Genomic DNA, 5,335 nt, shown 5'->3' with positions numbered 1-5,335 from the left:
CATCCTGAGTTTTAATCTGACTGGCTATTTGATCTACCAGTTTTTCGTTGATTTCAACGCTCATTGTTATTCTCCATTTTGGAGTATTAACGACAAGCGTTTACACAATTTAAATTACATTCCCGTAAAGGCAGAAACGGCAGGATCAAAAGACCCTGAACTGGTTGTTGGTGACGCTGGTGATGTAGCGGAAACCATCATCAGCAAAGAGAAAGAGATTGATCAATCTCTTGAGAAGATGGTAGATGAGCTGGTAAGCGAGGATTCTGCTAACGTTCTGTCAGATGAGCGTGAACGCCATAAGTCATCGATTGCAACAGGATCATCAAGCGATGTCGAGTTACTCACTACAAGAACAGGAGTGATAAGCGATTTAGATGAGTCCAAGCATCGCCCACAAACGGATGAAGATATGGAGCGTATATCTGCATCAATGAGAAAGGAACACCTTAAATCTAAACGTACGACAACAACAATCTCTGTATATATGAAGAGAACCGAAAGCCATAAAACTGAAGTCAAGGCGAACGTCGTCCCTGGCAGGGCAACTGAACAGCAGAGAATAGAACACAGCGTTCGCTCCCAGATCACAGTAGGATCAACAGCCCCCAAAAAGCAGGTTAAATGGGACTCTTCGGTCGATCCAGCCTCCTCCTCGGTTCCTAAAGAGACACAACAACAAGAAGAGCCATTGAAAACTGAAGCTGCTTCCGCCTCCAGCTTGGTAGAAGCTATTATCGGTGCAGAGAAAGCTGAAAGAGTGAGTACACCATCCGCATCATCTGACGATCTTCGGACTCGCACCGTGAAGGTCTCCTATATCGCATATGGTACTACTTCAAGGCCTTACACTGAGGAGAAATTCCAAGCGGGTAGTTCAATTAAATCCATTAAGGAATGGCTAAATAATACAAGAGCGAAGTTCAAGGACACATACTTAAGCCGTTACCCCATGCAGGTTGAGGTTATCTCGAAAATAAAAGGATCTCCTGAAGACAGTAAGATACAAGTTTCATTTACTGAAGCAATAACCAAAAAGGTGCCAATGAAAGAGCCTGATGCTCCTCGTACTTCGGCTGTCAGCCCTACGTTTGAACAATGTTCAAGGTCCCTTTTTTCTCAACTGACAGAAGCTGAAACTAAATCGGATAAAGATACAACCCGGGTATAAACCAACGTTAGCCTGAGGTTAAAGCGGGACTGTTCCGAATAGGCTTTCCTATGGACAGTTTGTATAATGGCGCATTCCCGTTTTTTTATCCGACCGTCAAGACAGAATCGAATGAGCCAACGTAAAATACTTGTCACCAGTGCCCTGCCCTATGCCAACGGCCCTTTGCATATGGGGCACCTGGTGGAATACATCCAGACGGATATCTGGGTTCGTTTCCAGAAGCTGTCTGGCAACCAGTGCACCTACGTATGCGCTGACGATGCCCATGGCACCGCCATCAGCCTTCATGCCGGAAAGCAGGGCATCTCACCAGAAGAATCCGTGGCTCGTATCAACGTGGAGCGGGTTCGCGATTTTGGTGAGTTCCATGTGGAGTTCGATAATTACTACTCCACCCACTCCGAAGAGAACCGCAAGCTCTCTGAAGCGATTTACCTTGCCCTGAAGGAAAAGGGACATATTGTCAGCCGAAACATTATTCAGGCTTATGACCCTGAAAAAGAGATGTTTCTTGCTGATCGTTATATCAAAGGCGACTGCCCAAAATGTGGCGCCTCTGATCAATATGGTGACAACTGTGAAGTGTGCGGTGCCACCTACTCACCGGCGGAACTGAAGAACGCCCGTTCTGCAATTTCTGGAGCGGCCCCCGTTGAGAAAGAGAGTGAGCATTTCTTCTTCAAACTTTCTGATTTTGATGCCTTCCTGAAGCAGTGGACCCGCTCTGGTACCATCTCAGACGAAATTGCCAACAAACTGGCCGAGTGGCTGGACGCTGGTCTGCAGGACTGGGATATCTCCCGTGATGCGCCCTACTTTGGCTTTGAAATCCCTGGTGAACCCGGCAAATACTTTTATGTATGGCTGGATGCGCCAATTGGCTACATGGCAGCATTTGAGAATCTCTGCCAGCGCCGTGATGACCTGAGCTTTGATGAGTACTGGAATAAAGACAGCCAGTGCGAAGTGCACCACTTTATAGGCAAGGACATCGTTAACTTTCACTGCCTGTTCTGGCCAGCCATGCTCCATGGTGCCAACTATCGCACCCCAACCCGTGTGAACGTACATGGTTATCTGACCGTGAACGGTGAAAAAATGTCCAAGTCACGCGGCACGTTTATCACAGCCCGTACTTACCTGGAACATCTGGATCCTGAGTACCTGCGTTATTACTACGCTGCCAAGCTGTCCAGCCGTATTGATGACCTGGACCTGAACACCGATGACTTTATCCAGCGGGTAAACTCCGACCTGGTGGGTAAGGTGGTGAATATTGCCAGCCGAAACGCAGGCTTCATTAAGAAACGCTTTGACAGCAAACTGTCCGCCAATAATAGTGCACCAGAACTGACAGCCGAGTTTCAGGAAGCCGCAATTCGCATTGCCGATCACTATGAAGGTCGTGAGTTCGGCAAGGCCATGCGTGAAATCATGGCGCTGGCAGACAAAGCCAATGCCTGGATTGATGAAGTGAAACCATGGGTCGTTGCCAAGGAAGAAGGCAAGGATCAGGAACTGCATGACATCTGCAGCACCGGCATCAACCTCTTCCGTCTGCTGATGATCTACCTCAAGCCTGTACTGCCAGCCATGGCGGTTAAAGCTGAAGCATTCCTCAATGTTGCTCCACTGACCTGGCAGGACAGTCAGACATTGCTGCTGGATCACAATGTCAATAAATTTGAACCATTGATGACCCGTGTAGAAGCCGATAAAGTAGCGTCTATGATTGAAGCCAGCAAGGAGGTGCTAGCCCAGATGGAATCATCCAATAAAAAAGCTGAGACTTCTCCAGAGTGGTTGGAGAAAGACCCCATTGCTGACGAAATCGCGTTTGATGACTTTGCCAAAGTCGATCTGCGTATCGCAAAGATTGTGAATGCCGAACTGGTGGAAGGAGCTGGCAAGCTGCTGCGCCTGACACTGGATATTGGTGAATCTGAGCCCCGCAATGTCTTTGCCGGCATCAAGTCTGCCTATGCTCCGGAAGCCCTGGTCGGCAAACATACTGTAATGGTTGCAAACCTGGCTCCGCGCAAAATGAAGTTTGGTGTGAGCGAAGGCATGGTGTTGGCTGCAGGCCCGGGTGGCAAGGATCTCTGGATTCTTGAGCCCCATGAAGGTGCTCAGCCAGGCATGCGTGTGATGTAATCGCACCAATACAGGGAACGTTTACTTTTGATTTTGGTCTATCCCTAGTAAACATTTCCTGTATTCTCCTCTAAGTCTGGAATAATGCTAAACCGTATTGTCAACCCGCTGGCACTGGCGCCAGCAGCCAACGCCACCAACTTCGACACACCGCAACATCCGGGTATCTGGAACTCATACAAGCTGACCAGCAGGGAGCTCGATTTTACCTTTATTCCAGCCCCTGTCTTGCCTGAATGCCCCACCTCCGTAGGGCTGGCCCTCAGACAGTCTTACGCCGTGATAACATTATACTGCCCTGAACCAGTGGATATTCCCCAGGAATATCAAATGATTGCTTCTCTTTTCGGTAAAGAGCCTGAGCATGAGGCCAGGCTGCATCGAAATAAAGGGAGTGCTGACGAGCATTACCACTTTAAATTTGAGGAGGGAGATACTGAAAAAATCGATTCATTTATCTCCCATGCCCTTCGTGAATATTTAATGACGACCAGCTGTATAGAAGAATCAAATCTTAACTTCAGAGCAGCATTCGACACTTTTATGGAGCAAGACCAGAATATCATTTGCTTCGAAAATCAGGATACTGCCCAGAGAAACACAGAGCCCGACAGAACCACCTCACTCTCAGACTGACTCCACCTCACCCTGCGTTAAATAACGCCACTCACCAGACTTCAGCAGAGGGTCAAGCGAAATCGCCCCCACCTGTTCCCTGTGCAAACCCACCACCTTATTGCCGATGGCCGCAAACATACGCTTAACCTGATGATATTTACCCTCAGTAATGGTCAACAGCACCTCTGAAGGTGCAAGAACCTCCAGTAAAGCTGGCTTGGTCAGTGCCTTCTCACCTTTTAGCTCAATCCCGCTGGCAAACTGCTCTACCAGTTCTGGCGTCTTTTCCTCTGGCAGAGGATCGGCCAGTTGAACACGATAACGCTTGCCACACACTTTCACGGGAGAGGTCAGTCGATGAGACCACTGCCCATCGTCAGTAATCAGTACCAGCCCTGTGGTGTCCGCATCCAGACGGCCAGCAATATGCAGTGAGTAGGCCTTGGGAATATCCAGCAAGGAGAGCACCGACGGATAGACCTCATCCACATTGGAACAGAGTGTATTCACCGGTTTATTGAGCATGATATAGCGAAGTCCACGTGCTTTCACCAGCTCACCCAGAAGACGGACTTCACAGTCATCCGGCACCTTGAAGGCACTGTTTTTCACCACAATACCATCACAGGTCACTTCCCCTCGATGCAAACATTTCTTGGCATTCGCACGGGAGAGTTCGGTACTTTCACAGAGGTATTTATCTAAACGCATGAGGGATGACTAATTTTGAAAAAGGCAGATGGTAATAAGAAAACTGTAGGATCACTACCTAAACATCAAGGATGGTAAAATATAAAGTGTAAAGATAAAAATGAGAGACTATCGAAAATAATTTATACATATATTTGGTAACTACTTATACATTTACAAATAATGTATAAGTAGTTAAGCATACATATCCAGAAACAATATCAAAAGAATTACTCAAGGTGCTGCTGATTTTGCTCTGCCAAAGCATCCTCCGTTTCAGGTCGCTGGCGACGCATTTACGGTCCTTGTAGGAGACGTATTTCAGCGAGTTACGTACCTGATGCACAATACACAGCTGAACCTGAGCCATTGGGAACACGGTGTTAATCGCTTCCGGGAATCCGGTAAGCCCATCAACACAGGCAACGAAGACATCTTCAACTCCACGGTTCTTAAGCTCTGTCAGCACAGAAAGCCAGAATTTGGCACCTTCTGTTTCGGCAAGCCAAAGACCCAAAAGTTCCTTATGGCCTTCAGTGTTCACGCCAAGAGCAACATACACGGTTTTACGAATAACCCGTTTATCCTGATGAACCTTAACCACAAGGCCATCGAGATACAGGATGGGGAAAAGTCTGTCCAGCGGGCGATTCTGCCAAGTCCTGACCTCATCGTAGACAGCATCAGTTACCTTGGATA

Annotated in this window: 4 protein-coding genes and 1 pseudogene; 3 read left to right on the top strand and 2 right to left on the bottom strand. The window is 47.8% G+C overall.

Going from position 1 to position 5,335, the window contains the following annotated elements; all coding sequences use genetic code 11:
- The 3 genes from AK963_RS33600 to AK963_RS25040 form a co-directional block, all read left to right on the top strand.
- The coding region (locus AK963_RS33600; protein ID WP_175404636.1) for a hypothetical protein at positions 1-1,171 on the top strand (1,171 nt) is incomplete at its 5' end.
- Between the two features lie 66 nt (positions 1,172-1,237).
- Complete coding sequence (metG, locus tag AK963_RS25045; protein WP_274520554.1) at positions 1,238-3,328, top strand: methionine--tRNA ligase; 2,091 nt, start codon at positions 1,238-1,240, stop codon at positions 3,326-3,328.
- Between the two features lie 84 nt (positions 3,329-3,412).
- A complete protein-coding gene (locus tag AK963_RS25040) occupies positions 3,413-3,964 on the top strand; it encodes a hypothetical protein (RefSeq protein ID WP_066018112.1) in 552 nt (183 codons plus the stop codon).
- On the opposite strand, the gene rsuA is transcribed toward AK963_RS25040, so the two are convergent.
- Positions 3,956-4,657, bottom strand: a complete 702-nt coding sequence (gene rsuA, locus AK963_RS25035; RefSeq protein ID WP_066018111.1) for a 16S rRNA pseudouridine(516) synthase RsuA — start codon at positions 4,655-4,657, stop codon at positions 3,956-3,958. The genes AK963_RS25040 and rsuA overlap by 9 nt on opposite strands.
- Before the next feature lie 253 nt (positions 4,658-4,910).
- Positions 4,911-5,335 (bottom strand): annotated as a pseudogene (locus AK963_RS25030) (IS256 family transposase); the annotation flags it as partial.

Origin of the sequence: Endozoicomonas atrinae (genome assembly GCF_001647025.1) — a bacterium.
Classification (GTDB): Bacteria; Pseudomonadota; Gammaproteobacteria; order Pseudomonadales; family Endozoicomonadaceae; genus Endozoicomonas; species Endozoicomonas atrinae.
This window is presented reverse-complemented; position numbering and strand designations above follow the sequence as displayed.